Source organism: Aeromonas sp., from assembly GCF_050633025.1.
Taxonomy (GTDB): domain Bacteria; phylum Pseudomonadota; class Gammaproteobacteria; order Enterobacterales; family Aeromonadaceae; genus Aeromonas.
The window spans coordinates 1-24,302 of record NZ_JBODRQ010000025.1 but is presented as its reverse complement, the minus strand read 5'-3'; the positions used below and the strand labels follow the sequence as shown (position 1 = coordinate 24,302).

The following is a 24,302-nucleotide window of genomic DNA, read 5'->3' as shown; positions in this document are numbered from 1 at the left end:
TCAAAAAAACCGGGCCATTTCACGTTCTATGCGGGGATATCCCCTATGGTGCGGCAAGACTGGCGCCCTGTGGGGCACGCCAGCCGCCGTATTCGTTGGGGCTGCGCCGCGGCAGCCCACTCCAGCCCCTACCCCCGTTCATGCACCAGTTGGCCATCCACATAGGTGCGGTAGATGGATCTGTCATCCCCCAGGGTCAACAGCACAAAAAGCTTGTCCCGCAGGGTGGTGGAGTTGTCATAACGCAGCTGCTGCAGCGGGGTGGCGACCGGGTCGAGTACCACGAAATCCGCCTCCTTGCCCACCGCAAAGCTGCCGATCTTCTCGTCCAGCCCCAGCGAATGGGCGCCGCCCAGGGTGGCCAGATAGAAGGCCTGATAGGCCGAGAGCCGCTCACCCTGCAACTGCATCACCTTGTAGGCCTCGTTAAGGGTCTGCAGCATGTTGAAGGTGGTGCCCGCTCCAATGTCGGTGCCCATCCCCACCTTCACCTGCTTGCGCCACGCCTTGTGCAGCTTGAAGAGGCCGCTGCCGAGATAGAGGTTGGAGGTGGGACAAAACGCGATGGTGGAATTGGTCTCTTTCAGGCAATCCCACTCCTGCTCTTCCAGATGGACGCAATGGGCAAAGACGCAGTTGTGGCCGGTGAGCCCATGCTGGTGATAGACATCGAGATAACCCTTGTGCGCCGGGAAGAGGGATTTGACCCAGGCGATCTCGTCCTTGTTCTCGCACAGATGGGTGTGCAGATAGGTGGTGGGAAACTCTTCGCGCAGTCGCCGCGCCATCGCCAGCTGCTCGGGTGTCGAAGTGGGTGCAAATCGTGGTGTGATGGCATAGAGTAGTCGACCATTGCCGTGCCAGCGCTCGATAAGCTGCTTGCTCTGCACATAGCTGCTCTCGGCGGTATCGAGCAGGTAATCGGGTGCATTGCGATCCATCATCACCTTGCCGGCGATCATCCGCATATTGATGCGGCTGGCCGCCTCGAACAGGGCATCCACCGACTCGGGGTGAACGGTGCCGAACACCAGCGCCGTGGTGGTACCATTGCGCAGCAACTGCTTGATAAAAAAGGTGGACATCTCGCGGGCATATTCGAGATCGTTGTAGCGCCGCTCGGCCGGGAAGGTGTGGCGGTTGAGCCACTCCAGCAGCTGCTCGCCATAGGCACCCACCATCTCGCTCTGGGGATAGTGAATGTGGGTATCGACAAAGCCGGGCACTATCATCTTGCCTCGGTAATCCCGCACCCGCACCTCGGCCGGAATGCGATCCTTGCCCTCCTCCCACTCACCAAACCAGTCGATGCAGCCGTTGCGAATGATCAGCAGACCATCCTCGATAAGGCGGGCGTTGGACTCAATCTCCTCGGGCTGATCCACCACCCGGGTGATATCGAAGAAGCTGCCGCGTACCGCTTTGACAGAGTTGTCGTTTTTCATAACCGTTTCCCTGCTTTTCTTGTTCTGTTGACGTTTTTTGCCGGTTTAGCCGTCAGATCCGCTCCACCTGTGGCGCCACCGCCTGCCCGGGCACTGGCTCTGCTGAGCCCTCACCCTTGCTGGCCGATGGCTGGCCCGCACTGCGGGCGGTAAAGATCACATCCGGCTTGTCGCTCAGCTGGATCACCTCCACCGCCTCGGCATCCCTGACGGCCGCCTTGCGTTTGCGGCTTTGCGGCAGCACCAGATTCATGATGATGGCGGTGATGCCGCCGGCGCAGATGGGGTTTTCCACCAGCATGTAGAGACCTGCCGGCAGCACCTTGAAGACGTTAGGGTCGTAGGAGACGCCGAGCCCAAGACCCAGCGAGGTGGCGACAATCAGGGTCTCCCGCCGATCGAAGCCGTGGCTGATGATGATGCGACCACCAGCGATGGCGATCATGGAGAACATGATGACCATGGCTCCCCCCATCACAGGTGACGGTATGGTGGTAAAGAAGCGCCCCACCACCGGGAAGAGCCCCAGCAGCACCAGAATGACGGCAATAAACTTGCCCACATGACGTGAGGCCACCCCGGTCATCTGGATCACCCCGTTGTTCTGGGCGAAGGTGGTGAGTGGCAAAGAGCCGAGAGCCGAGGCGATCACCGAGACCAACCCATCCGCCAGCACACCGCCGGAGAGCCGTTTTTGGAATTCAGGCCCCTGAATATCCCGGCGGGAGACCATGGCGGTGGCGGTAATGTCCCCCACCGCCTCCAGCACACTCAACAGATAGATGGTGCCCGCCAACATAAAGGCGTGAAAATCGAAGGAGAAACCGTACTTGAACGGGATCGGCACCGTAATAAGCGGCAGGTTTTCAAGGGCGGAGAAATCCACCATGCCGAGCATCAGGGCCACCGCATATCCCACAATCAGGCCGATGGCGATCCCGCTCATGCGAAGCAGCGGGCTTTTGCTGCAGTTGAAGGCGACGATGACGCAGAGCACCAAGAGCCCCAGCCCGATGTGCTCGTATTTGCCGAAGGTGCCGCTGCTCATGGCGGAGAAGCCGCCGCCAAAGTCGATGATCCCCACCTTGATAAGGCTCAGGCCAATCATCAGCACCACTACCCCGCTCACGGTCGGGGTGATCACCCGCTTGAGGTAGGGCAGCACAAAGGAGGAGCCCATCACCAGAAAGGCACCGACAAAAGAGACCCCGAGCAGGGTCGAAACGATCAGCTCCTCGTGGATGCCATCTTTTTTCATGGCGCCGCCCAGCGCGATCATCACGGTCACGAAGGAGAAGTTGACCGACTGGATGGAGAGCAGCCCCGAACCGATGGGGCCATAACGGTTCACCTGCAACCAGGTGCCGATACCGGAGGCGATCATCGCCATGGAGACCAGATAGGCGGTGATCTCGGTGGAGAGGCCCAGGGCGCCACCGACGATCAGCGCCGGGGTCACCATGGGGACAAAAATGGCCAGCAGATGGGTCACTGCGCCCATCAGGGTTTGATAAAACGGAGGTTTGTCTTCCAGCTCGTAAATGAGATCCGAGTGCTTGCGTGTTGTTTTAGACATCATGTTTGTCCCATCACACAGAAGGTAGGCGGAGTACTCATTCCGCCGTCAGGCGCTGGGGGCGAGCTGGCGCCCGCCCCTCACCTTTTCTTTTGTTATGCCGACACTTTTTGCTCCAGCTTGCCCAGCTCGCGCAGGATCTGCTCCGGCGTGAAGTGCCACTTGCGCAGCCAGACACCGCAGGCGTCGTGGATGGCGGTGGCGATGGCGGGCGCCGCGCCGTTCACCCCGATCTCCGAGATGGACTTGGCGCCGTAAGGGCCAACCTTGTCGTCACTCGGTACCAGGAAGGCCCGGAAGTCGCGCGGAATGTCGCCAATCTTGGGTGCACCATAGCTCTTGAGATCCCGGGTCAGCGGGATGCCCTTGCCGTCGTAGCAGATCTCCTCAGTCATGGTGTGGCCGATAGCCCGCATGGTCGCCCCGTAGATCTGGCCGAGGGCCAGCTCCGGGTTGATGGGGGTGCCACAGTCGAGCAGGGCGTAGAACTTGTCGAGCCGGATCTCGCCGGTTCTGACGTTGACCGCCACCTCGGCGAAGTTGGCGCCGTACGGGAAGGCAAGATCAGAGGTGATGTAGCTGGCGGTACCCACCAGGATACCGAAGCCGGTACCGGTCTCAGCCTTGTGGGCCAGCTTGGCGAGGGTCACCTCCCCCAGCTTGCCGCGTACTATGCCCGGGTGAACCAGCTCTACGTCTTCGACCGGCTCGCCCAGCATGGCGGCGCCGTGGAACAGGATCTTCGCCTTGAGATTCTCGGCCGCCATCTTGGCCGCGTTGCCGGAGAAGCAGGTACCGGACGAGGCGTAGGCTCCCTTGTCGAACAGGGCGTGGTCTGTGTCGCCAGAGATCACATGCACATCGCTGAGCGGGCAACCGAGCACTTCGGCGGTCAGCTTGGCCACCACGGTATCGAGGCCGGTACCGATATCGGCGCCACCGGAGTGGACGATAAAGGTGCCGTCCGATTCCAGTTTGACCATGCAGTTGGCCTGATCGATATCCGGGATCCCCGATTTTTGCATGATGATGGCGACGCCACGACCGATGCGCCAATCCCCGTCGGCGGGTTTGGGGCTGTCCCAGGCAATCAGTTCGCGACCCTGTTTGAGGATGGGCTCGAGGGCGCAGCTGGCCGCATGGGGCACAGAGGTCGGCATCTTGCCCTCGCCGATGGCACCTAGCACCTTGAGGATGTCTCCTTCATGCACCCGGTTGTGCTCCACCATATCGAGCTGATCGATGCCCAGTTTCTCGGCAAGTTCGGCAATGGCCATGGTCAGGGCGAAGTTGCCCTTGGGCGCGCCGTAGCCCTGATAGGCGCCAGTCGGGCAGATGTTGCTGTAGTAGGTGTTGACGGTAAAGCGCACGTTGTCGCACGGGTAGAGCGGCAAAGAGAGCGCAGGGCCGTTGCTTGGCACCGTCAATGAGTGGTTACCGTAAGGGCCGGTGTTGGCACGAAAATCCATGTCGATGGCGGTGATGGTGCCATCTTTCTTGGCCCCCACTTTCACCTTCACCTTGGCCACGTGGCGGGAGGTGTTGCTGATGAACTCCTCTTCACGGGTGTAGCGGAAGGTGACCGGACGGCCGGTGACCTTGGTCGCCCAGGCGCACACCTCTTCCAGCAGGATGTCCTGCTTGGAGCCAAAGCCACCCCCTACCCGCTCCTTGATCACATGCACCTGATGCTGCTTCATGCCAACGATGCGCGCCACCTGACGGCGCACGTGCCACGGCACCTGGGTGGAGGCGTGGATCACCAGACGATCCCCATCCATGTAGGTGAAGCAGATGTGCGGCTCGGTCGGGCACTGCTGGGCCTGGGTCGATTCGTAGGTGCGCTCGACAACCTCGTCCGCCTCGGCAAAGCCTTTTGCCACGTCACCGATCTGGCCATGGACGCTGGCGGCCAGGTTCTCGTGCGGGCGGGAGCCGATGGGGAAGTTGATGATCATGTGCTCGTTGCCACGGCGTACCGAGCAGGCGTTCTGCTGCTCGAGATCCGCAGGCGCACCGGCCATGTAGACGATGGGCTCATCGTGAACCAGCGGCGCATTGGGGGCCATCGCCTCATCGATGTTCATGACCGCTGGCAGCACCTGATACTCGACCTCGATGAGTTTCAGCGCAGCCAATGCGATGGCTTCGCTCTCGGCCACCACGGCGGCAACACGATCACCGACATGGCGCACCTTGCGGCTGAACATACGGCGATCGAGCGGTGACGGCTCGGGGGCACTCTGGCCACCTGGGGTGTAAAACACATCCGGGCAGTTGAGATAAGTAATGACGTGCACCACACCCGGCATGGCTTCGGCGCGGCTCACATCGAGTTTGGTGATCACCGCATGGGGATGGGGGCTGCGCAGCATCTTGATGATCAGCGCATCGTCGGTGACTCGGTCTTCCACGTAGCAGGGCTTGGCCTGCACCATCTTGGCAGCGTCCACTTTCGGGCAGCTCTTGCCGATGTGGCGCAAGTCGTCACGAAACTCGGGGGCAATCTGGCACAGATAATCGGGATCCTTCATCCGTGAGCAGGCAAGCTCGATGGCCTGATAGAACTGCTGGTAACCGCCATCGCGGTGAAACAGGCCCGAGAGGGCATCGTCGATTTGATCACGGGTGGGCTCGGGGTGGCGATCAAGCAGGTCGGTGACGATGAGCGCAGCGGCCGGATCGTTATAGCCTGACTGCACCACACCCACATCCACCATCGCCTGTTGCACCAGACTGAGCTGGTTCCAGCTACCGAGCGACTCGGCGGTGCGCACCTCTGATCCATCAAGCTGGGCGGCGATCAGCAGGGAGGCGTTGATCACCTTGCCGTTGAAGAGGATGGCATCGGAGCCGGCAAAGCCAAAGCCGTCGTCGCTGTTGCGCACCGAGTGCATCCGGCACTGGTTGAACAGCATCCGCTGGGCATTCTCGCCAGCCGGAGTGATGACGGTGCGCAGGGCGCCGTTCAGGGTAAAGTTGAGTTCCATCATGCTTGCACCTCCTGCTGCTGGCACTCCACCAGCAGATCTGCCACCACCACGCCGCTGATATAGCGCTTGTAGGTCACGCTGCCGCCGAGATCCTCGCGCGGTGCAACCAGTTCGCTCACTGCCGCCTCCAGCGCGGCATCGTGCAAGGAGCGGCGCTCCAGATCCCGCAAGCGCATCGGCTGCGGGGTGACACCAGCGACGGCAACCCGCATCTCGCCAATGCTGTCGAGGGCCACGGCGGCAGTCATCACCGCCAGACCATCGGCATTGCGGCTGATGCGGCGAGTGGCGCAGCGCAGTTCAGGCTCCGGCAGCACAATCCCCAGCACCAGCTCCTTGCGCTGACCCGCCAGATAGGCGTCGATGGGTTGCAACAGGTTGTTCTCCAGCACTACCACCGCTTCAAGCACCAGCAGCACCGGCAGCAAGGGAGAGTCCTGTTGCTGGCAGGCAAGCTCACCGCCAATGGTGGCCTGATTGCGCAGATGGCGGGAGTAGACAAACCCCAGCGCCTCGCACAGGGCGGACGGGGTGCGGGGGTCATCTTTGAGGCTCTGCAGGGTGACGGTGGCGCCGATATGGAGCTGGCCGTGCTGCTGCTCAATCTGGTCAAGCCCGAGCCTCTCCAGCGAGATGGCGACCTTCTTGTCGGTGCGGGTCGGGGCGGCATTAAGCTTGCTGCCGCCCCCCATGTAAACGGCGTCGTTGCCAAAGCGGGCCTTGAGTTCCAAAGCCTGACCCAGTTGCTCGGGTCGGAAGAATTGCTCAATCATGTGTCGTCCTTACTCTTGCTGCCCGCCGCCGGGAAAATCCACAGGGCGGGCAATCCGGTCCAAAACTGTGGAAGGTGGCCTTAGGCCAGCTGATCCATCCGTTGCCACAGGCGGCTCGCCACCTTGCTGGCCTGCTCATAAATGGGCGCGACATCGAACGGGAACTCGCGGTCCTGATAGACCATGCGCCCCTCCACCATCACGCTGTTGACGCTGTTCGATCCCATACCAAAGACGAGATGGCCGCCGAGGTTGCGCGGCGCCAGCGGGGTCGGTGCGTCGTAGTCGCAAATGGTGAGGTCGGCCTTGTAGCCGGGCTCCAGGCGGCCAAATTTGGCGCCGAAGTTGCGCTCCAGCAGGGTGTTGCCGTTCCAGAGGAAGCGGGCAAAGCTGTCGGGCCACAGCGCACCACCGGCATCCTTGTGTTTGAAGTAGGCGAACTTGAGCTCTTCGAGCATGTCGGAGCCGATGCCATCGGTGCCAAGCGCCAGATTGCGGTACTCCGGCAGGTGCATGTTGTAGCCCACGTGGTTGTTCATGTTGGAGCGAGCGTTGTGCACCAGGAAGGCATCGCGGCTGTTGAGCAGCTCGATGTCAGCCGGGCTCAGGTAGATGCCGTGAGCGATCAGGGTCTTGCTGTCGATAAGGCCAAACTCGTCCAGCCGGGCGATGGGCTCCTTGCCATAGTGGTGGTGGCCGTGAGCCATGTCGTAGCGGTCTTCCGCCACATGGATATGCAGACCGCGACCGGTGACCTGCACCGCTTCGCGCAGCATGGCCAGCCCCTCATCGGGCACGGTGAAGGGGGCGTGGGCGCCAATATGGGCCTCCACCAGATAGGGTTCGTTCCCCTTGGCCTTGGCGGCATCGATCTGTTGGGCGAACAGGATGTTCTCCTCCACCCCGGCCTGCAGCTCGGCGAGGCCGCCGTTGCGATCCGTGGTCTCGAAGCAGGTCATGCCGCGCAGACCCGCCTCCACAAACCCTTTGCGCAATACATTCAACGAGCCCTTGATGAAGTTGGGCGACGCGTGGTGGTCGATCACCGCGCTGCAACCGCTCTTGATCGCCTCCAGTGAGCAGATGAGACCGCTGTAGTAGAGCGACTCCTCATCGAGCGCCCGATCGAGCCGCCACCAGAGGTTTTTCAGGGTGGAGATAAAGTCCGGACAGGGGGCGATGTTGGCCATGATCCCCCGCGACAGGCCGGAGTAGAAGTGGTTGTGGGCACAGACGATGCCCGGCATCACCAGCTTGCCGCCCATCTCCCGATAGTTGGCCTCCGGGTAGAGGGCCCGCAGATTGGGCCCCACCGCTTTGATAAGCGATCCTTCGATGGCGATATCCACCCCTTCCAGCACCCGGGTCGGCTCCAGCTGGACGGCGGTGACGTTCTTCAGAATAAACATGGTTTGCTCCTTCGCTTATTCGTGATTCGCTCAGGCCTCGACGGCCCCCAGCAGGTAGTGGTGATGAGCATGGACATGGCTGATGATGCGGCACATGTCGCCAAGGGCCGCTGGCGCATCCTTGATACGGCTCTGGGCATCTATGGTCAGGCGATAGGTCTCGCCACCCTGACGCACCCGCAGCTCACCCCCATCCGCCAGATAGAAACCGGGGTTGCGGCTGTTGTCGAAATCCTCGGGCAGGCTGAATATGGTGACCTTGTCCTGATAGGGCTTGCCCTGCCACGGGCAGAACTGGGCGCAGTTGCCGCACTCGTTGCAGTAGGCATCCAGGTGCAGGGTCTGAAACTCGTCCTTGAAGCCCGGCACCGCGATGGCGACGTTGGCCCGGTTGGGGCAGACATCCACACATTTGCTGCAGAGGTAGTTGCACTCGAGGCAACGGTGCGCCTCTTGCGCCACGAAGGCATCACGCTCGTTCTTGTCAACCATGGTGACGGCGATGCTGCCCTTGCGGCGGTAGATCTCCTCTTTGCCCGATGGCTGGATGGTCACGTCACTCTGCTGGCTGGCGATATGCTCGCGAGAGAGCACCAGATCTGCGGCACGGCGGGCACCACCGATGGCGCCGACGATGGAGGACGGACCGCTCTGCACGTCGCCGATCAGGAAGACGTTGCGACGGCTGGTTTCGCCAGTCTGGGTATCCACCTCCGGCCAGCCATCGCTGCCAAGAGGAATGCCCATCGCCTTGAGCACTTCGCAGTCAGGCTGCTCGCCGATGGCGGTGATCAGCGCATCCATCTGCATCACTTCGGTCTGCTCGGTGGGTACCGGACGGCGGCGGCCCTGCTCGTCAGGATCCCCCAGCGCCATCATCCGCACGACAAGCTTGCCATCTTTCTCAAAGCGCTCCGGATTGGTGAGGAAGCAGAAACGCACTCCATCTTCCACCGCTTCCAGAACCTCCTCGCGATAGGCGGGCATCTCTTTTTCGCTGCGACGGTAGATAACGGTCACATCGCTGACACCGGGTACCTTGAGGGCAGCGCGTGCACAGTCCATGGCGGTGTTGCCGGCACCGATCACCGCCACATGGCGGCCCAGCGGCAGCGGTTTGCCCTGATTGAAGCTGCGCAGGAAGTTGAATGACTTGTAGACCCGATCATGCCCCCCTTCGAGGCGCATGCCGCCATTCTTGTCGGCGCCGATGCCGACGAATACATAGGTAAAGCCCTGAGCGTGCAGCTTGTCGACGGTGAGCGCCGGATCGCAGCCAAACTCGAACTTGACCCCGTGGGCGGCAACAAAGTCGATGTCATGCTGGATAAGCTCGGCCGGAATGCGGAACTCGGGGATGATGTGCTTGACCACGCCACCGGCATCCGCTTCACGCTCGAACACGGTGACCGGATGGCCGGCACGGGCCAGGAAGTAACCGGCGGAGAGACCGGCCGGGCCGGCGCCAATCACCGCCACCGGGTGCTTGTCACCACTGCCTGCCGGCTTGTGCCAGCGCGCCTTGTACCCTTCCCAACCGCGCTCCAGCGCCACTTTTTTCAGCTCGCGGATATTGAGTGCGCTGTCGTAGTCGAGGCGGGTACAGTTGTACTGGCACTGGTGATCGCAGATGTGGCCGGTGATGGCAGGCAAGGCGTTGCGCTGATAAATCAGCTCAAGGGCCGCCACATACTCCCCCTCGCCCATCAGGCGAATGTACTCGGGGATATCCTGATGCACGGCGCAGGCGGTGACGCAGGGTGCCACGTAGCAGTCGGTCATCGGCAGGCCGCCGCCCACTTCGATGCGATCGTCGGACTTCCACTCCTTCTGGGTGTAATCCATGGTGAGGGCCTTGGCGGCAAGCGCTTCCAGCTTGGCCACATCCACCTGACTCATGCCCCAGCTGTCGGAGGCGTCGATCTCTTTGAGGCACTCGATCTGGCGCAGGTAGCCACCCGGTTTCAGCAGGTCGGTGGCCATGGTGATGGGACGAATACCGGTCTCGAAGATCTCGGCGATGTTGAACTTGCTGGCACCGCCCGAGTAGGAGATGGGCAGCTTGCCATCGAAGGCGCGAGACAGCACGGCAGCTACGTTGATGGAGAGCGGGAACAGCGCCCGGCCGGACATGTACATCTCATCGCCGGGCAGCGCCCCTTTGCGGTTGATGGTGCCAAGGGTGTTGGTGAGTTTCACCCCAAAGGTGAGCCCCTTCTCGGCCCCCAGCGCCATCAGACGAACCAGCATCCCTTTGGCCTGATCCAGCTTGAGGTCGTGATCGAACGACTCTTCGCTCAGACCAATGTAATCAAAGCCGCAGGTATCGAGGATCTCGCGCACCCGCGGGTAGCCCAGCAGGGTCGGGTTCAATTTGACGAAAGTGTTGAGCCCCTTCTCTTCCAGCATGTAGCGGCAGATGGCCTCAATTTCGTTAGGCGGGCAGCCGTGCATGGTGGAGAGGGTAACGCCGTGCACCAGATTGGCCGGGATACGATCCACCAGCTGTTGCAGGCGATCACGCCGCGCCCCCAGTCCCAGCTCGGCGATAAACTGCTCATCGACCACCAGCTCGCGCAACACCTGCTGGTACTCGGCAAATTTCGGACTTTGGCTTGCATCCATCAGGCTGTGGATAAACTGCTGCATCGGTGGCTGTTTGATGCCGTCGAGGTTGTAACCCACGCTCATGTTGAAGATGAAGGACTTGGCCTCTCCGTCGAGGCGCGGGTCGAACACCTCTTCCAGCAAGTAGAGGGCAAACCAGGCCTTCAGGTACTCGTCAAACGCCTTGGGCAGGGTGAACTCGGTGGACCACTCGGTGTTGAAGCACTCGTCTTCGGCATCGATGCAGGGCTTTGCCAGTTCGAGACGGTCCAGGATCTGCACCGTCTTGAGCTCGATAAAGCGCCCGCCGGTCAGCCAGGAGGTGACGATATTCTGGGCCAACTGGGTATGGGGGCCGGCTGCAGGGCCAATGGGGGTCTCGCAGGTTTCACCGAACACCTTGATCTTGCGCTCGTCCTGCTTGCGATAAAATTGCGCGGCGGGAATACCGAAAATAGTCTGACTCGCTTTATATTCCGCAAAAATACGGGTCAGCAGGTTCTTGAAGGGAACGGGTCGCATAATATCGCCCATGGCAATCTCCTTGCAGCTGTTCTGCCCATTGGCAGCATGAATAAATAGGGTATCCCGCACGGGCTTTACCCCTTGGCAAGGAGAGGAGCAACTATCAGGCCATACCAGCCACATAACTATTTTTTAGGGTGAAAGCGTGAGGCAGCTCCAATTAATGAGGGAATTCTTCGATACCACCACCATGGGTATTGCGAGTAGTTATCAATCACTCTGGAATTTACTTACCATGTTGATTAAAAAGAGCTCGCCCTATCAGATCAAGTGCGAGAAATATCACTTTGATACGCCATTTATCTCCCCGTTATCTTTTTACAACGAGGTTATTTAGCGCACTCTGTCTCATTTTCCAGCGTGCTGTCCAGCAGCGCCCGATAGCGCACCGGGGTATCCACATCAAACAGGATGGCGGGACTGTCGACTGGCACCATACGGTGCTGATGCGCTTGTAACCAGCGCCGTACCGATGGCTGCACCGGAGCCGCTGCCAGCTCACGAGCAAGGGATTTTGGCAGCAACACCGGATGGCCCGCCTCCCCCTGCCAGGTGGGAAAGAGTGCCTCACAGCCCCGTGTCTGCCATAGCTGTTGATAGACCACGCGCGGGATACAGGGCAGATCCCCGTGACTGATAAAGAGGTAGTCAGCGTCACTGGCCGCCAGGGCGCAGCGGATGGAACTGCCCAGCCCCTGCCGATAGTCGGGGTTGTGGACGACAACAATATCCAGCCGTGATCCGTAGCGCGCTTCAAGCTCCTCGCCACGATGGCCCACCACCAGAATAACCCGCTGACAAAAAGCCAGGGCATTTTTGAGACTTGCATCAAGCATTGTCCCCTGGCAATAAGGTAGCATCATTTTCCAGGTACCCATTCGGGAAGATAAACCCGCCGCCGTTATTATACAGTCACACGGCACTTGTTCCTGGCAACGTTGTTTTCCACTCCCTTCGATATTTATTTTGGTCGTCATTATGTCGCTACCACACGTTGTTGCTGTCACATTTCCAGATATAGATTCACTATTAAACCCGCTCATCAAAAATATTGATAGCCATACCACCTTAATTAGCCTCTGCGGCGCCGGTGGAAAAACCAGCACCCTGTTCTGGCTGGCGGAATTTTTTTATAACCAGGGTAAAAGGGTGCTAATTACCACCACCACCCGGATGTTTCTGCCTGCCCCGTCACACTATCGGGAATTGATTATCGAGACGGATCCCGTTCGTCAACTTACCCGTTGTCAGGCGCTACCGGATGGCCCGGCGCTGGTTGCCCTGTTCAGCCATCTCGACGAGCGCACCGGAAAGGTGGCGGGTCCTACGCCCCAGCAGATTGATCTCATCAAGGGGCAGCAGCGCTTCGATCTTATTCTGGTCGAGGCGGATGGCGCCAATCACAAGTTATTGAAAGTGCCCGCTTTGCACGAACCTTGCATTCCCCAGAGCAGTGATTGGGTGATCGCCCTGACGGGCGGCGCCATGGTGGGGGCCAAGGCCGACCCGCAGCAGATCCACCGCTGGGCCGAACTCCAGACCCTGTGCGGGATAGAGGCCGGTGCCCCCCTCGACTGGGCCCTGTTTGAGCAGCTGCTCTCACACCCCGAGGGGTTGTTCAAGGGCACCCCGGCCGGGGCGCGCCGGCTCTGGTTTATCAATGGGGATTATCAAAATGAGGCGTTGTGGCTGGTGGAATTGATAAAGCTGCAGAGCTGCCACCCCGAGATCCATGCCATCTGGCAGGGGGCCGTGCGCGAATCCCCCCCCATCCGTCACCTGATCTGCACAGCTCCTCACGGGGAGGCGCTTTAGCCCACCCCTGATGTTTTAAGGATAAGAAGAGGTACCTTATGAATCTGTTTGCACACGCAGCCCGACTGGAACAGGAAAACACTCCATTTGCCATGGCCCAGATCATCGAGAGCCGCGGATCCACCCCGCGCCATCAGGCTCAGATGCTGGTGATGGCCGATGGCCAGATCTTCGGCACTATCGGCGGCGGCATGATCGAGCGGCTGGTGATCGAAGAAGCTAGGGCTGCCATTGCCGAGCGCAAGCCCCGCATCTTCCATGGCCGGATGGCGCGCAACGGCGAGCATGCGGTGGGGTCGGATTGCGGCGGCGCCATGTCGGTCTATATCGATGTTTATGGCCTGCGCCCCCGGCTGGTATTAATCGGTGCCGGTCACGTCAACCGGGCGCTGGCCCATGCTGCGGCGCCGCTCGGCTTTGATGTCCATGTAGGGGATTGCTTTGAGGGGAGCCTCAACCCTGACCTCTTCCCGGCCGGTACCCATCTGGTGCAGGCCGACAGCATCAGCGCGGTGATCGAGGCGCTGGCCATCGAGCCCGCCAACTTCGTTATCATCGCCACCAACCATCAGGACAAGGAGGCGCTGGAGCGGCTCATCAATCGCCCCCTAGCCTATCTGGGGCTGCTCGCCAGCAAGCGCAAGGTGCAGACCTTCACCCAGGCCCTGCGCCAGCAAGGGGTGAGCCAGGAGCAACTGCAGCAGTTGCACGCCCCCATCGGTTACAACATCGGCGCCGAAACCCCCGAGGAGATCGCCATCAGCATTCTCGCCGAGTTGTTGCAGGTGAAAAACGGCAAGGCAGGCGGTCTGATGCAGGATGATGTGCGCCTCAAGCGGGATCAACTGGTGGTGATGCGCGGCTCCGGCGATATCGCCACCGGGGTGGCGCTGCGCCTGCACAATGCGGGATTCAAAGTTGTGATGCTGGATCTCGACAAACCCACGGTGATCCGCCGCACCGTTGCCTTCGCTCAGGGGATGTTCGACGGTGAAACCAGTGTCGAGGGAGTGTGTGCCAAGCGGGTCGAGAGCGTCGAGCAGGCGTTCGAGCTGCTGGATCGGGGCATTATTCCGCTGCTGGTTGACCCCGACGGTGCCACCCTTGCCGAACTCAAGCCCCGCTATCTGGTGGATGCCATCCTCGCCAAGCAGAATCTCGGCACCCACAAGGAGATGGCTCCCATTACGGTGGCCCTTGGCCCGGGCTTTGAGGCGGGGCGCGACTGCGATGCGGTGATCGAGACCAACCGAGGTCACCATCTGGGGCGGGTCATCTATCAGGGCCCCGCCCAGCCCAACACCGGCATTCCCGGGGTGATCGAGGGGCACTCCGCCCGCCGGGTGGTACGTGCCCCCGTCGCCGGGGTGATGAAGAGCCTGATCCAGCTCGGCGATCTGGTGCAGGAAGGAGACGTGATCGCCCACGTGGGGGACGCTCCCATCATAGCGCCGCTCTCCGGCATGGTGCGGGGATTGCTCAGCGATGGCATCGAGGTGACCGTCGGCTTCAAGATCGGTGACATCGACCCCAGAGGCGAGCGCGCCGATGCTACCACCGTCTCTGACAAGGCCCGCGCTATCGGCGGCGCCGTGCTGGAAGCCATGATGCATCTTGCCAAACGCCGATAACGGCTCAGCGCATCCTCCCTAATCACCAAGCAAAAGCCCCACCGTGATGGTGGGGCTTTTTCGACCTGTCGGTTGATATAGCTCCCTTTACATCAGGGGAACCTGCATCACAACCGGGTTCGTTGCAAACGCCAGGCCCGCACCGCCAGCACCACCAGAGTGATGGCGGTCAGCGGCAGCACAAAACCGGTTAGCGCTGCACTGAACTGACCTTGTAACGGACTGGATGTAGCGTGGAGGATCAGCCAGCAGGTATAGCCGATGTAGTAGGCCAGAAACAGCGCCCCTTCCCAGCGGGCGATGGTGTAACCGGTAAAGAAGATGGGCAGGCAGGCGAGTGCCACCGCAATCATCACCGGAATATCGAACTGCAAGGCGGTGGCTGACACCTCGAGCCCTCCGGGAGTGACGATGGAGGTGAGCCCCAGTACGCAGAGAATGTTGAAGATATTGCTGCCCACCACGTTGCCCACCGCGATATCCCGCTCACCGCGCAGGGCTGCAACGATGGAGGTCACTACTTCGGGCAAGGAGGTACCGGCCGCCACTATGGTCAAGCCGATGATCAGATCGCTCACCCCGAAGTAGTGGGCAATCTCCACCGCACTGCCAACCAGCAGGCGGGAGCCGAGGATCAGCAGACCCAGACCTGCGGCAATAAAGAGCAGATTACGCAACCAGTTGCCCGCCGTACTCGCTTCACGGGTACCAAACTCCTGCTCGTACTCCGCCTGCACCGCTTTGTTTTCCCGTCGACTCTGGACAAAGAGGAACACGGTGTAGGTGATGATGCCGGCAAACAGCAGAGCCCCTTCCAGTGGCGTAATACGGCCATCGTAACCCAGCAACAACACCAGAAAAGAGATCACTATCATCAAGGGCACATCGAGACGTACCAGTTGCTGGGAGACGGTCAACGGTACGATCAGTGCCGAAATACCTAAAATAAACAGCACGTTGAAAATATTGCTGCCGACCACGTTCCCCACAGCTATCCCCGCCTGCCCCTCGAGGCCAGACTGGATGCTCACCGCCAGCTCGGGAGCACTGGTCCCAAAGGCCACTATGGTCAATCCCACCACCAGTGGCGATATCCCCATCATGGTGGCGAGGCGAGATGCGCCCCGCACCAGAGATTCGGCCCCCACTACAAGACACACCAGGCCTACAGCCAACCACACCAGCGTCATCATACGGTCTCATCCTTGCCGTTAGGTTCGTTGAAATAATCACAATAAATCAGATACCTGTGCTCCAGCACAGTCAGACCACGCCATTGTAACGAGGGGCCACCCCCTGTCGCGAGCTCTTTTGAGTACCGTTTATCGTGCCACTGGCAGCCCAGTCACCACTCAACCGTGCTTGATGCGGGTCTCCCCCGCCACCGACACCACGGAGCGCTTGCCCTTACGGCTGATCACCAGCAGTGCCAGCACGATAAGGGCGATGCCGCTCCCCTCCACCGGCCCCGGGTTTTCCCCCAGCAGCCACCAGGAGAGCAGCACGCCGGTTACCGGCACCGCCAGAGTGCTGAGGCTGGCGATCCCGGCTGGCAGCTTTTTCAGCACGAACAGCCAGAGGCTCCAGGCCAGTGCCGTGGCGAAGATGGCGCTGTAGGCCAGCGCTCCTATCACGTAAGGCTGCCAGTCGATGGGGCGCTCAGGTACCAGCGCCGCCACCAGCGCCATCACCAGGGTGGCGTAGATCATCTGCCAGGCGGTGAGGGACATCAGATCCACCCCGGGGTGACGGACATACATCCGCTTGGCAATGATAGCGCTGATCCCCCAGCAGATGCCGGAGAGGATCGCCAGGAGGGCGCTCTTGAGAGATTCAAGGTGCAGTTGCCAGGGCTGGATCACCAACAGCAGCCCGCAGCCCGCCACCCCGACCGCCAGATAGTGCAGCTTGCGCATCCGCTCGCCGAGAAAGAGCGCCGCGAAGATCACCACCCAGAACGGCATGGTGTAACTCAAAATGGCCACCTTGCCCGCCCCGCCGCTAATGAGCGCCCACTGGGCCAACCCCATCATGCCGCAGGTCTGGAACAGGGCGATGGCCAGGGTATAGCGAAACGGGGTGGGCCTGAGATAACGACGGCCACGCAGGGCCAGCACCAGCAGCAGCACCAGAGATCCGCACAGGCAGCGCAGGGCGGTGAACTCGAAGGCCCCCGCGTAGAGCATCACCTGCTTCATCACGATCCAGCTGTAACTCCAGATGGCGGTGAGCAGAACAAGCCCCACCAGCGCCGCCATATTGATCTTTCCACTCATCTCTCACCACGCATTGCTCTGCCTTTCGCCTTTTGTTCCGGTGGGCCAACCCCTGCTCGGGATAGCCATCTTACCCCTGTGCTGGCGAGCTGGCCATTCCTTACGGCCAAGTAGACTATTGGTAAATCGACCTCAGCCACAGTCGTGCCAGAGCCCAAAACAACAGGGGGCCGAGGCCCCCTGTCTATCAACCCGTCATCGCGTAGCTCGTTACAGGCTGATCACGGTACCTGTTTTGCCAGCGATCCCCTCGGCGGCCTTCTCCAGCAGGGTGATAAGGGATTTGCGCCCCGGCAGGGAGGTGGCGAACGAGAGCGCCGCCTCCACCTTGGGCAGCATGGATCCTTTGGCAAACTGCCCCTGGGCGATAAAGCTGTTGGCATCGGCCACACTCAGCTGATCGAGCCACTGTACCTCGGGCTTGCCGAAGTTGATGGCGACCTTCTCCACCGCGGTGAGGATGATCAGCATGTCGGCGTCAATGAGCTCCGCCAGCTTGGCACTGGCCCAATCCTTGTCGATCACCGCGCTGGCACCGCGCAGGTGATTGCCCTCCCGTAGCACCGGAATGCCGCCGCCACCGACGGTGATCACCACCTGACCGGCGGCCAGCATGGCAGAGACGGTCTCCTTCTCGATGATATCAACGGGTTTGGGAGATGCGACCACCCGGCGATAACCGCGACCGGCATCCTCTTTGAGCCGCTCGCCCTTGGCCATCAATGCCTCGGCCTCGGCCTTGCTGAAGAAGCCGCCGATGGGCTTGCTCGGGTCCTGAAAGGCGGGATCGTTTTTATCCACCTCAACCTGGGTCACCAGGGTGGCGACAGGCTTGTGAATACCACGCGCCAGCAAGGCTTCGCGCAGGGCGTTTTGCAAGTCATAACCGATATAGCCCTGACTCAGGGCCACACAGACCGACATGGGCAGATGGGGTGATTTCGGCTCGTGGCGGGCCGCCACCTCGAACGCCTGCTGGATCATTCCCACTTGCGGCCCGTTGCCGTGGGTGACCACCACCTCATGCCCCTGGGCAATCAGGTCGGCAATGGTGCCCGCCGTGCTCTGCACCGCCTTCATCTGCTCGGGCAGGTTGTTACCCAGCGCATTGCCACCAAGGGCCAGTACGATTCTCTGTTTCATCTTGTTATCTCCAGTGAGGGGACAAGCCGGCGCGATACCGACCCACCTTTCGTTGTTCACATAAGCTTGCTGATTTGCGAGTTTTGAACTGATTGTCAGCCTGCCACCGCGGGGCAAGGCGAGTGCAGCTCCGGCGCCAACGCCGGATCGAATGGCGCTCTGGCCAAAAACCGGCCGTGACCACGTTGCCCCAGAAACTCGCCGTCGCGGGCCACTATCTCGCCGCGACTGAGGGTCATCCTGATCCGGCCAGGGCAGCGCATCCCCTCGTAGGGGCTGTAGTCGCCATTGTCGTGCAGCGCGGCATGACGGATCTGGGTCTCACCACGGGGATCCATCAACACCAGATCGGCGTCAGACCCCGGTTGCAGATTGCCCTTGCGCGGCCAGAGACCGAACAACTTGGCCGAGTGGGCGCTGGTGAGGGCCACGAAGCGCGATGGTGAGATGCGCCCGCCGAGCACCCCGTGGGCAAACAGCAGCAACATCCGGTTTTCGACCCCGGGCAGGCCGTTGGGGCAGCGGCTGAAATCGCCCCCCGAGAGGGTCATACGCTGGGCGTGGGAGAAGTTGCAGTGATCGGTCGCCACCGTATCGATGTCGCCAGCAGCGATGCCGACCCACAGCTTGTCCTGCTCGCGGCGTGAGCGCAGCGGCGGACTGAGAAGGAAGTCGACCCCGTTTTCACGGTAGTAGCAGGAATCATCGAGCAGCAGGTATTGCGGGCAGGTCTCCACCCAGACTGGTTGGCCCTGACGGCGCGCCAGTTTCAGATACTCCAGCCCCAAACCGTTGGAAAGATGGACGATATAGAGCGGCGCATTGCCCGCGAGCCCCGCCAGATTGATCATCCGGGCCACCGCCTCGGCTTCGCACTCCAGCGGGCGGCTTTGCGGGTGATACCAGGGTTCATGATGGCCCGCAGCCAACAGGGCCGCACGGCGCGCCACGATGGCGGCATCGTTCTCGGGATGGACGGTGGCAAGCGCCCCCACCTCCTTGAGGCGGGCCAACGCGCGCAGCACGTCATGGTCTCCCAGCTTGTACTGGTAGGTGAGATAGAGCTTGAAGCTGCTGATCCCCTCCTCCTGCACCATGGCGGCCATTTCATTGAGGATGGCGTCATCCACATGCTGGATCACGCCGTGAAAGCTGTAGTCGATCACCGCCTGATCGGCAGCGTAATCGTGATAGCGGGCCAGCTGGTGATGCAGATTGCACCCCGCCGGGCCAAATCCCATGTGATCGACGATGGTGGTGGTGCCACCACAGGCGGCGGCACGGGTACCGCTGAAAAAATCATCGCAACTGCGGGCTATGCCCACGTCGATGTTGAAGTGGGTATGGACGTCGATGCCACCCGGCATCACATAGCAACCGCTGGCATCGATCAGCTCGGTCTCGCCATCGGGCTGGATATCGGCGGCACGGGCACGGATCACCCCGTTCTCGATCAGCAGATCCTGACGATATTCACCCTGTGCATCGACCAGCACGCCGTTCTTGAGCAGCCGTTTCATCCCCACCACCTCGAATGTCTCTTCCCTTCAAACAGCAAGGCCCCGCCTCAACACTGACGGGGCACTTGCCACATTTGCCACAGCCGGGCGGCGATGGCAGTCACCGCCCGGCAGACCCCTTACTTGTCCAGCTCGGCCAGATAGAGCATGGGGATCACTGCGTACATGGCGGCGCACTTGACCAGATGCTCTTTCCAGGTCTTCTCGTTCGGCGCGTGGGCTTCCGGCTCTTTACCCGGGCCAAAGCCGATGACCGGAATACCGTGGCGACCCATGATGGAGACCCCGTTGGTCGAGAAGGTCCACTTGTCCACCACCGGCGCCTTGTTGAACAGCTGGGTGTACGCCTTGGAGAGGGTCTTGACGGTGATGTGATCCTCTTCCACTTTCCAGGTCGGGAAGTAGCACTCGGTCGGGTAGACCAGACCGGTATAGGCCGGACGATCGTACTGGTACATGGAGACTTCGGCACCGGCGGCTTGCACCGCAGGCAGGGCGCGGATCTCGTCCAGCGCCCCTTGCCAGGTTTCACCCCAGGTGAGGCGGCGGTCGATGGAGACAGCGCAGCTATCCGCCACGGCGCAGCGGCTTGGCGAAGTGAAGAAGATCTCGGAAACGGTCAGGGTGCCCTTGCCGAGGAAGTCGTCATTGCCAAGGTTGTGGCTCAGCTCCTGCAACTCACCCAGGATCGGGCCCATCTTGAAGATGGCGTTGTCACCGCGCTCCGGCGCGGAGCCGTGGCAGCTGACACCCTGCACCTCGACGCGGATCTCCATGCGGCCACGCTGGCCACGGTAGATCTGGCAGTCGGTCGGCTCGGTACTGACCACGAACTCGGGGCGGATCTTGCTCTGCTCGATGATGTACTGCCAGCAGAGGCCATCGCAATCCTCCTCCTGTACGGTACCGGTCACCAGCAGGGTGTACTGATCTTCCAGCCCCAGATCCTTGATGATCTTGCCCGCATAGACCATGGAGGCCATGCCGCCTTCTTGGTCAGATGCGCCACGACCACCGATGATCTCGTGATCTTCCATCCCCTCATAGGGGTCGAACTTCCAGTTGGCCATGTTGCCGACGCCCACGGTATCGATGTGGGCATCCATGGCGATCAGGTGCGGGCCGTGGCCGATATAGCCCAGCACGTTGCCCATGGGGTCGATCTCGACCTTGTCAAAGCCAACCTTCTCCATCTCCTGCTTGATGCGCAGCACGACGCGCTCTTCATCGCAGCTCTCGCTCGGGATGGCGATCATGTCGCGCAGGAACTGACTCATCTCGGCCTTGTACTGGTAGGCCTTCTCCAACACCATTTCAAACGGAATTTGCTTGCTCATTGTGATTCTCCATAACAACTGAGAGTGCGCGGCCTGTTCGTCGGCAGCGCCCTGTGCCCGTTACCGCGCCCCGTTGGCGAGGCGCGATCAGTTCTTTAATTCGTGTCTCTGCTCTCGCAGGGAGTGGCCCGCTACGGGAATTACTCGCAGGCCGGGTGTTTGCCTTCCCACACCACTTCCCGGTAGTGCTTCACATCGGTGTCCCCTTCGGTGTTGATGATCAGCACCACGGAGTCGCGACTTAGCCCAAGACGTTCCATCAGCGCCGCGCGATCCGGGTGGTGACGCACCGCCGCCAGCACGCCGGTACCGACCGAGCCGGATTCGCCGGAGATGATGCGGGGGTCATTGCCCAGGGGATTGCCAAGCACTCTCATTCCCAGTGCCGACACCTTGTCGTGGCAGGAGATGAACTGGGTGGTGCAGCTTCTGAGCAGTGGCCAACCAAGGGGGTTGGGTTCGCCACAGGCGAGACCGGCCATGATGGTGCGCATATCGCCCCCCACGTTGACCATCTCCCCCGCCACGCCGGAGCGGTAGATGCAGTCGGCCTGATCCGGCTCGACCACGATACTGTGCAGGTTTTTCGCCCCGAAGCAGTCCACCAGATAACCGAGCACCCCGCCCGCCAGCGCCCCGACGCCAGCCTGCAGCAGTACGTGAGTCGGTTGCTTGATGCCCATGGCCTGCATCTGCTCGACCGCTTCGTCGGCCAGCGTGGAGTAACCCTGCATGATCCAGGTCGGGATCTTGGTGTAGCCCTCCCAGGCGGTGTCCTGCACTATGTGCCAGCCGCGCTCTTCCGCCATCTTCATGGTCAGGCGCACGGTGTCGTCATAGTTCATGTCGGTGACGATGCACTCGGCACCGAGATTGAGGATATGGTCAACCCGCTCCTGGGCAGAGCCCTTGGGCATGTAGACCACCGCATGCTGACCCACCTGCTTGGCGGCCCAGGCAACGCCACGACCGTGGTTGCCATCTGTGGTAGTGGCGAAGGTCATCGGCTCCTTGATGGTGCGTTTGATGAGATCGAAGGAGAAATCCTCGATGGCCACCCCGTATTTTTCACAGAGCAGGTTGGCGATGGCATAAACGCCACCCAGCATCTTGAAGGCATTGAGGCCAAAGCGCTTTGACTCGTCCTTGACCAATATATTTTTCACCCCGATATAGGCGGCCAGATCTTTCAGGTCGCACAGGGGAGTCGGTTCATAACCGGCCAGTTTTTTATGAAAAGCGCGAGCCTTTTGTGCTTCGGCGCGAGAAAACAGCGGAGATGGCTCGGCGGTAAAAAAGCGGTTATCGGCAATATCCATCTTCAGCGAAAATTGGGACATGCTTACCTCACTAGGCGTTACCTGACAAAGAGCTGCCTCGCCGGGAGATCCGTTATTCAGATACCACGGGGAGAAAACTCGAAATAATGGATTCGACAGCGTGGGCAGGATGAATATTCACCCTGCCCACACTACTATTTATTTAACGCGCTTTTGCGCCTCTTTAATCAGATTCTCCAAGGTTTCTGCCGGGGCGGAGAATTTACGGGCCATGATCATCGCAGCGATAATATAGGGCTTCCAGCTCGCCTCTTTGTAAGTGGCAATACGGTATTTCTCGAATACCCCTTCGGTCACCTCACCCTCTTTGCAGGAGACACCGGAAATATCGGCGGGCAGGCAGTGCATATAGAGCGCTTCGCCCCCCTTGGTGAGCTTCATCATCTCCTCGGTGCAGTGCCAATCCTTGTGCTTGGCGTTCTGCTCCAGGCAATGTTTCTCCAGATCTTTCAGGCCGGCGTGGTCGTTGGCACGCAGCAGTTCGGTGCGCTGCTCCATCACCTTGTAGGGGGCCCAGGACTTGGGATAGACGATATCCGCGTCCTTGAACGCCTCTTCCATGGAGGTGACCTGACGGAAGCTGCCGCCGGAGGCCTTGGCATTCTCCTTGGCCACTTCGATCACGTCCGGGATCAGGTCATACCCTTCCGGATGGGCAAGGGTCACGTCCATACCGAAGCGGGTCATCAGGCCGATGATGCCCTGGGGCACGGAGAGCGGCTTGCCGTAGCTCGGGGAGTAGGCCCAGGTCATGGCAATCTTCTTGCCCTTGAGGCTCTCCAGGCTGCCGAAGTGCTCCTGCAACCAGGCGAGATCAGCCATCGACTGGGTCGGGTGATCAATGTCGCACTGCAGGTTGACCAGTGCCGGACGCTGGGGCAGTACCCCCTTCTCGAACCCTTCATCCAGTGCCGCGCCCACTTCGCGCATATAGGCGTTACCGGCACCGAGGAACATGTCGTCACGGATGCCGATGGCATCGGCACAGAAGGAGATCATGTTGGCGGTCTCACGGACCGTTTCACCGTGGGCGATCTGGGATTTGCCCTCATCCAGATCCTGCTGGGCCAGACCGAGCAGGTTCAGCGCAGAGGCGTAAGAGAAGCGGGTTCGGGTGGAGTTATCGCGGAAAACCGAGATACCGAGCCCGCTGTTAAACAGCTTGGTAGAGATATTTTCAGCGCGCAGAGTCTTGAGAGATTCAGCCAGTTTTAATACCAGCTCCAGCTCCTGAGGAGTCTGCTCCCAGGTCAGCAGAAAATCTTTTTCATGCAGGTTGGATTTGAGTGCTCTGATCTCTTTGATTAATTCGTTAACTGCTTTCATCGTTCGCCCCAATCATTGGATGAGATATGGATAGCTCCCCTTTCACTCACGATGTCACCAGCATCCCGGTTGTGGGTGAGCGCGTCGGTTAGCGTCGATATGAGGCAATCAATAACCGTGCCAAACCAATAAAATGCAGGCAGATATTAATAAATGGCCAAAGTGTGTGATGCCACCCACAAAATCAGCGGCTATTTCAGCGATTTAATCCATAAAAAGGTGAGCAGATCAGCCAGGCCATAAAATAGCAAGGTGATAATAATCAGAGGCGATATCTCGGCGTCGGTGATAATTATCATCAAAGGCCAGTCTCAGGGGCTGAAATGATATCGGCGGGGCTGCCGTTATCATTATGATAATGCCCGCAACACCTTTTCTCTTGGAAGGATCTCTCCAGCGTTGACACTGCTATCTCGTCTCCCCTTCGCTCCCCGCACGAATCACCTCTCACCTTATTTTCCGGCCACATCGCTGGGCGCGGTTGGCCCAAGGTGCTAACGTGAATACGCCAGCTGCGCATCTGTCTCGGATGCTCAGGAGAGGCCGTTGTTCACTGCCGCAACTGCGCGGATGAACCTGCATGACT

General features: G+C 60.4%; 16 protein-coding genes. 2 read left to right on the top strand and 14 right to left on the bottom strand.

Going from position 1 to position 24,302, the window contains the following annotated elements; genetic code table 11:
* Positions 1 to 128: 128 nt before the first annotated feature.
* From guaD to mocA, 7 genes are all read right to left on the bottom strand, one after another.
* A complete protein-coding gene (guaD, locus tag ACRAUW_RS05580; protein WP_319920229.1) occupies positions 129 to 1,445 on the bottom strand; it encodes a guanine deaminase in 1,317 nt (438 codons plus the stop codon).
* 52 nt (positions 1,446 to 1,497) lie between these two features.
* Positions 1,498 to 3,021: a nucleobase:cation symporter-2 family protein gene (locus tag ACRAUW_RS05575; protein WP_431361495.1), complete on the bottom strand. Its 1,524-nt coding sequence runs from the start codon at positions 3,019 to 3,021 to the stop codon at positions 1,498 to 1,500.
* 95 nt (positions 3,022 to 3,116) lie between these two features.
* A complete protein-coding gene (locus tag ACRAUW_RS05570) occupies positions 3,117 to 6,014 on the bottom strand; it encodes a molybdopterin-dependent oxidoreductase Mo/Fe-S-binding subunit (protein WP_431361494.1) in 2,898 nt (965 codons plus the stop codon).
* Complete coding sequence (gene ygfM, locus ACRAUW_RS05565; RefSeq protein ID WP_431361493.1) at positions 6,011 to 6,787, bottom strand: molybdopterin-dependent oxidoreductase FAD-binding subunit; 777 nt, start codon at positions 6,785 to 6,787, stop codon at positions 6,011 to 6,013. The genes ACRAUW_RS05570 and ygfM overlap by 4 nt, the downstream gene beginning before the upstream one ends.
* Before the next feature lie 80 nt (positions 6,788 to 6,867).
* Complete coding sequence (gene ssnA / locus ACRAUW_RS05560; RefSeq protein ID WP_431361492.1) at positions 6,868 to 8,196, bottom strand: putative aminohydrolase SsnA; 1,329 nt, start codon at positions 8,194 to 8,196, stop codon at positions 6,868 to 6,870.
* Positions 8,197 to 8,226: 30 nt separating this feature from the next.
* Positions 8,227 to 11,337 carry a putative selenate reductase subunit YgfK gene (gene ygfK, locus ACRAUW_RS05555; RefSeq protein ID WP_431361491.1) on the bottom strand — a complete coding sequence of 1,037 codons (3,111 nt, stop codon included), beginning with the start codon at positions 11,335 to 11,337 and terminating at the stop codon, positions 8,227 to 8,229.
* A gap of 320 nt (positions 11,338 to 11,657) precedes the next feature.
* Positions 11,658 to 12,305, bottom strand: a complete 648-nt coding sequence (gene mocA, locus ACRAUW_RS05550) for a molybdenum cofactor cytidylyltransferase (RefSeq protein ID WP_431361490.1) — start codon at positions 12,303 to 12,305, stop codon at positions 11,658 to 11,660.
* A gap of 1 nt (position 12,306) precedes the next feature.
* Here mocA and yqeC point away from each other — a divergent pair, with 1 nt between their 5' ends.
* Positions 12,307 to 13,143 carry a selenium cofactor biosynthesis protein YqeC gene (yqeC, locus tag ACRAUW_RS05545; RefSeq protein WP_431361489.1) on the top strand — a complete coding sequence of 279 codons (837 nt, stop codon included), beginning with the start codon at positions 12,307 to 12,309 and terminating at the stop codon, positions 13,141 to 13,143.
* Between the two features lie 38 nt (positions 13,144 to 13,181).
* The gene (gene yqeB / locus ACRAUW_RS05540; RefSeq protein WP_431361488.1) at positions 13,182 to 14,774 is read left to right on the top strand and encodes a selenium-dependent molybdenum cofactor biosynthesis protein YqeB; all 1,593 of its coding nucleotides are present in this window, start codon (positions 13,182 to 13,184) and stop codon (positions 14,772 to 14,774) included.
* A gap of 107 nt (positions 14,775 to 14,881) precedes the next feature.
* Here the strand turns inward: yqeB and ACRAUW_RS05535 are convergent, their stop codons facing one another.
* The 7 genes from ACRAUW_RS05535 to ygeW form a co-directional block, all read right to left on the bottom strand.
* The gene (locus tag ACRAUW_RS05535) at positions 14,882 to 15,967 is read right to left on the bottom strand and encodes a calcium/sodium antiporter (protein ID WP_431361487.1); all 1,086 of its coding nucleotides are present in this window, start codon (positions 15,965 to 15,967) and stop codon (positions 14,882 to 14,884) included.
* Between the two features lie 159 nt (positions 15,968 to 16,126).
* The gene (locus tag ACRAUW_RS05530; RefSeq protein WP_431361486.1) at positions 16,127 to 17,050 is read right to left on the bottom strand and encodes a DMT family transporter; all 924 of its coding nucleotides are present in this window, start codon (positions 17,048 to 17,050) and stop codon (positions 16,127 to 16,129) included.
* Between the two features lie 210 nt (positions 17,051 to 17,260).
* Positions 17,261 to 18,193 carry a carbamate kinase gene (gene arcC, locus ACRAUW_RS05525; RefSeq protein WP_431361485.1) on the bottom strand — a complete coding sequence of 311 codons (933 nt, stop codon included), beginning with the start codon at positions 18,191 to 18,193 and terminating at the stop codon, positions 17,261 to 17,263.
* Positions 18,194 to 18,288: 95 nt separating this feature from the next.
* Complete coding sequence (hydA, locus tag ACRAUW_RS05520) at positions 18,289 to 19,713, bottom strand: dihydropyrimidinase (protein ID WP_431361484.1); 1,425 nt, start codon at positions 19,711 to 19,713, stop codon at positions 18,289 to 18,291.
* Between the two features lie 119 nt (positions 19,714 to 19,832).
* Positions 19,833 to 21,050, bottom strand: coding sequence for a YgeY family selenium metabolism-linked hydrolase (locus tag ACRAUW_RS05515; RefSeq protein ID WP_431361483.1), 1,218 nt, complete (start codon positions 21,048 to 21,050; stop codon positions 19,833 to 19,835).
* 140 nt (positions 21,051 to 21,190) lie between these two features.
* A complete protein-coding gene (gene dpaL / locus ACRAUW_RS05510) occupies positions 21,191 to 22,390 on the bottom strand; it encodes a diaminopropionate ammonia-lyase (protein WP_431361482.1) in 1,200 nt (399 codons plus the stop codon).
* Between the two features lie 138 nt (positions 22,391 to 22,528).
* Complete coding sequence (gene ygeW, locus ACRAUW_RS05505) at positions 22,529 to 23,716, bottom strand: knotted carbamoyltransferase YgeW (protein WP_058051514.1); 1,188 nt, start codon at positions 23,714 to 23,716, stop codon at positions 22,529 to 22,531.
* Between the last annotated feature and the right edge of the window lie 586 nt (positions 23,717 to 24,302).

What these genes read in the sequence shown, in the direction of transcription:
- arcC (WP_431361485.1), bottom strand. Translation starts at nt 18,193, where the DNA reads ATGAAACAGAGAATCGTACTGGCCCTTGGTGGCAATGCGCTGGGTAAC.
- dpaL (WP_431361482.1), bottom strand. Translation starts at nt 22,390, where the DNA reads ATGTCCCAATTTTCGCTGAAGATGGATATTGCCGATAACCGCTTTTTT.
- ACRAUW_RS05575 (WP_431361495.1), bottom strand. Translation starts at nt 3,021, where the DNA reads ATGTCTAAAACAACACGCAAGCACTCGGATCTCATTTACGAGCTGGAA.
- mocA (WP_431361490.1), bottom strand. Translation starts at nt 12,305, where the DNA reads ATGACGACCAAAATAAATATCGAAGGGAGTGGAAAACAACGTTGCCAG.
- ssnA (WP_431361492.1), bottom strand. Translation starts at nt 8,196, where the DNA reads ATGTTTATTCTGAAGAACGTCACCGCCGTCCAGCTGGAGCCGACCCGG.
- ygfK (WP_431361491.1), bottom strand. Translation starts at nt 11,337, where the DNA reads ATGGGCGATATTATGCGACCCGTTCCCTTCAAGAACCTGCTGACCCGT.
- hydA (WP_431361484.1), bottom strand. Translation starts at nt 19,713, where the DNA reads ATGAAACGGCTGCTCAAGAACGGCGTGCTGGTCGATGCACAGGGTGAA.
- ygfM (WP_431361493.1), bottom strand. Translation starts at nt 6,787, where the DNA reads ATGATTGAGCAATTCTTCCGACCCGAGCAACTGGGTCAGGCTTTGGAA.
- yqeC (WP_431361489.1), top strand. Translation starts at nt 12,307, where the DNA reads ATGTCGCTACCACACGTTGTTGCTGTCACATTTCCAGATATAGATTCA.
- guaD (WP_319920229.1), bottom strand. Translation starts at nt 1,445, where the DNA reads ATGAAAAACGACAACTCTGTCAAAGCGGTACGCGGCAGCTTCTTCGAT.
- ACRAUW_RS05570 (WP_431361494.1), bottom strand. Translation starts at nt 6,014, where the DNA reads ATGATGGAACTCAACTTTACCCTGAACGGCGCCCTGCGCACCGTCATC.
- ygeW (WP_058051514.1), bottom strand. Translation starts at nt 23,716, where the DNA reads ATGAAAGCAGTTAACGAATTAATCAAAGAGATCAGAGCACTCAAATCC.
- ACRAUW_RS05530 (WP_431361486.1), bottom strand. Translation starts at nt 17,050, where the DNA reads ATGAGTGGAAAGATCAATATGGCGGCGCTGGTGGGGCTTGTTCTGCTC.
- yqeB (WP_431361488.1), top strand. Translation starts at nt 13,182, where the DNA reads ATGAATCTGTTTGCACACGCAGCCCGACTGGAACAGGAAAACACTCCA.
- ACRAUW_RS05515 (WP_431361483.1), bottom strand. Translation starts at nt 21,050, where the DNA reads ATGAGCAAGCAAATTCCGTTTGAAATGGTGTTGGAGAAGGCCTACCAG.
- ACRAUW_RS05535 (WP_431361487.1), bottom strand. Translation starts at nt 15,967, where the DNA reads ATGATGACGCTGGTGTGGTTGGCTGTAGGCCTGGTGTGTCTTGTAGTG.